Origin of the sequence: Thiocapsa sp., from assembly GCF_022340925.1 — a bacterium.
Classification (GTDB): Bacteria; Pseudomonadota; Gammaproteobacteria; order Chromatiales; family Chromatiaceae; genus Thiocapsa.
Window position 1 is genome coordinate 1 of the sequence record NZ_JAJDNA010000083.1, and the last position, 3,216, is coordinate 3,216.

The 3,216-nt window shown below is 62.8% G+C and carries 3 protein-coding genes; all 3 read right to left on the reverse strand.

Annotated features, from left to right (window positions below; translation table 11 throughout):
* A partial coding sequence (locus LJE61_RS10390) for a heavy metal translocating P-type ATPase metal-binding domain-containing protein (protein ID WP_296918326.1) occupies nucleotides 1-713 on the reverse strand: 713 nt, incomplete at its 3' end.
* A 47-nt stretch (nucleotides 714-760) separates the two neighbouring features.
* Entirely contained in the window at nucleotides 761-1,276 is a 516-nt protein-coding gene (locus LJE61_RS10395) for a FixH family protein (protein ID WP_296911815.1), read from the reverse strand.
* Nucleotides 1,277-1,342: 66 nt separating this feature from the next.
* Nucleotides 1,343-2,773, reverse strand: a complete 1,431-nt coding sequence (gene ccoG, locus LJE61_RS10400; protein WP_296911817.1) for a cytochrome c oxidase accessory protein CcoG — start codon at nucleotides 2,771-2,773, stop codon at nucleotides 1,343-1,345.
* Nucleotides 2,774-3,216: the final 443 nt, after the last annotated feature.

Genomic DNA, 3,216 nt, shown 5'->3' on the forward strand with positions numbered 1-3,216 from the left:
GAGTAGATAAGCGTCGGCGTGGCGATCGCGAAGCCGAGCCAGTGAAAGAGGCTGCGGAACTCGCCTTGATCGGCCCCCGCATAGAGGGCGATCGAGATCCACATGAGGTTCATCATCGCGAACCCCGCCCAAGCCATCCGGTAAAGAACGGCACGGTTCTGCCGTCCGATTGCCCCTTCAGCAGAGTCGGGGTCGAATGGCGCAGCGGCATAGCCGAGCTCGGCGAGTCGACGCAGGATCCGCGAGAGCTTCAGGCGGCCGTTGTCCCAGCGCACCCGCAGGCGCCGGCCGGTCAGGTTGACGCGCGCCTCCTCGACGCCGGGCAGCGCGCCGAGCCCATTCTCGATCAACCAGACGCATGCGGCACAGTGAATGCCTTCGACCAGGAGGTTGATGTCGCGAGCCTCGGTCGCCGTGTCGGTGAACTCCTCCTGCACCGCATCGAGATCGAACAGAGCCAGATCCTTGGGCGGCTCGGGGGGCGGCCCGAAGATCTCGCCCTCGGGGGTGCGCCGGTAGTAACCCTCGAGTCCCGCCGCAAAGATCGCCTCGCAGACCGACTTGCAGCCGGTGCAGCAGAAGGACCGCTCGCGACCAGCCACCCAGGCGGTCTCGCGCGCTGACTCCGCGACCGGCAACCCGCAGTGAAAACAGCGCGCCGCCTGCTCGGCTGGGGTCGTATCCGCCCCGAGCCGCGCCTCAAGGGTCGACACGGATCGACCCCTGGATGCGTCCCGCTGGGCGAGCGAAGGGCGCGTCTTCAGGGACGGGACACGTTGACACGTTCGCCGACGCTGTACTCGTCCTCACCGATCGTGACCGCGATCAAGGTGTCCCAAACACCGATCAGGGGAAAAGCGGTCCGAACCACGTAACGTCCCTTCGCTTCACGGAGCATCGGCTCGGAGAAATCACGCGACACGTCGGACGGGCGATAAGCGTAGAAGGTCGCTTGCTCGACATCCACGGGTTGCCCCGCCTGATCGACCAAGACGAGGCGAATCGACTCCTCCATGCCGGCCGTCAGGGGTTGTGGAATATCCGCGCGCATCAGCCAGCCCGGGTCGCGCACTGCGCGCGAGACGATGGTCTTCTCGTAGTCCTGACCGCGCTCGTAGTAGTTCGCGGACACCAATCCGGGATTTGTCCTGATCGCGAGATACACCATGGTCAGGTTCACGGCCAAGACCGCCACGACCAGCGCGATCCAAGCCAGCACCCAGGGGCTGCGAAGTGCGGGCGTGCCCTTGGACTGGCTGTTTGTCGTCACCTGCATGCTTTAACCTCCCGCAAAACTCGCTCGCTTCAGCCCGCATGGCGGCCGAGCAGCCGCGGCGAACCCTTATCGACGCGGCCCAATGAAGACGCTTTCGCGCTCAGCCGCAACCACGCTGCCTGATGGCCGCACCGCCTCGGCGTGAAATACCAGGGACTGTTGCTCACGATCGATCGATTGCTTCGGCACCTTGACGAAGACGATGGCGGCCGTCACACCGCCGGGCGGCGCCATCACCGCCTCTTCGGCCCCCACCAGTGTTAACCCATCCGGTCCGGTCACGCTGATCCGCACCGGCAGCTCCTCCGGCATCTTGTTGAGGATCTTCAGCGTGTATTTGTTCTGGATCGATCCGTCACTGAGACGCACGTAGAGCGGGGCGCGCTCATGCAGCACCTTGAGGTCGATCGCCGCCAACGAGGAGAAGCCATAAAGGATCCCGGCGAGCGCAGCGGTCATGATCGCCGCATAGACCCAGACCCGGGGGCGCATGAGGAGTTTCTTGGTGGGAAGGCCTTCCATCTCGTCGAGGGAGGCATACCGAATGAGCCCGCGTGGCCGCCCGACCTTGTCCATGACCTGATCACAAGCATCGATGCAGAGCGCGCACGTGATGCAGCCTTCCTGCTGCCCATGACGGATATCCACACCGGTCGGGCAGACAGCGACGCACTGGTTGCAGTCGACACAATCCCCCGCCGTGCGCGTCTCCGGCGTCTCGCCGCGTTTCACCCGCCCGCGCGGCTCTCCGCGCCCGACATCGTAGGTCGGTACGACGGTGGTCTTGTCGAGCATGACGCCCTGGATACGCGCATAAGGGCAAAGCCAGAAGCAGGTCTGCTCCCTTAAGAAACCGGCGAGTACGTAGGTCCCGACGGTGAAAAGGGCGACCGTCACATAGGCAACCGGGTTTGCCTGACCGAGGAAAAAGGTCGCCCAGAGTGCTGGGGCATCGGTGAACCAGGCGACAAAACTGAACCCGGTGATAAAGCCGATGAGCAACCAGAGCACATGCTTGCCGGCCTTGATGCGCAGCTTCGTGAAGCTCATCGGCGCCTTGTCGAGCTTGCGTCGCTGCGGTGGACTGCCCTCGAGCTTCTCCTCGATCCAGGTGAAGATATCCGTCCACACGGTCTGGAAGCAAAAGTACCCGCACCAGACACGCCCCACCAGCGCGGTCGCGACCGCGAGCATGATCGCGAAGAACAGGAGCAAGAGCGAGAGCATCCAGAAGTCCTGGGGCAGGACGGTCGCGCCGAAGATGTGATACTGGCGATTCGGGATGTCGAACAAGACCGCCTGCCGTCCGTCCCAGCGCAGGTAGGGACCCAGGAAATAGATTAGCCAGACGGACGCCGCTGCCCACTTGATGTTGCGCCACTTTCCGGCGAGGCGCTTGGCATGGATGGTCTCCCCACCCGTGTTGACATGCCAATGCTCGGCCTCGGCGTAGAGGTCATCGACGGCGGACTGGTGCACCACAGGGTTCGTGCTCATTGACCATCTCCACGACTGGGTCAACTTTTCCGGTGTAGGCGCGCTTCAGCAGATCGCCTCGGAGCGCGACTCGAAAACCTTCGACAGGGGCACGCGGGCCACGCCCGGCCTTCTCCCGACAAGATGAGGGTCGGCGAAATCGATTCACCCGCAAACGGGATCGGATGAGGCGCGAAGCAGTCGGCTGGCGTTCCCGAAATATTTAAAAATACACCTACAGCAACGTTTCGGCCATGCGATTTCGCAAGCATAACCATCTGATTCGGAAGTCGTTTATGCCACAAAAAAAGGGGGATCCCGGACCCCCCCTCGATGACATGACACCACTCCCGACGCCTTTAATGCTCTTTGGTCCTATGCGCCTCCGCGTCGCGATTCATCAAGGTCACAACCTTGTAGACCAGAAACACGATGATCAGGATTGCGATCAAGACCATCGCCAG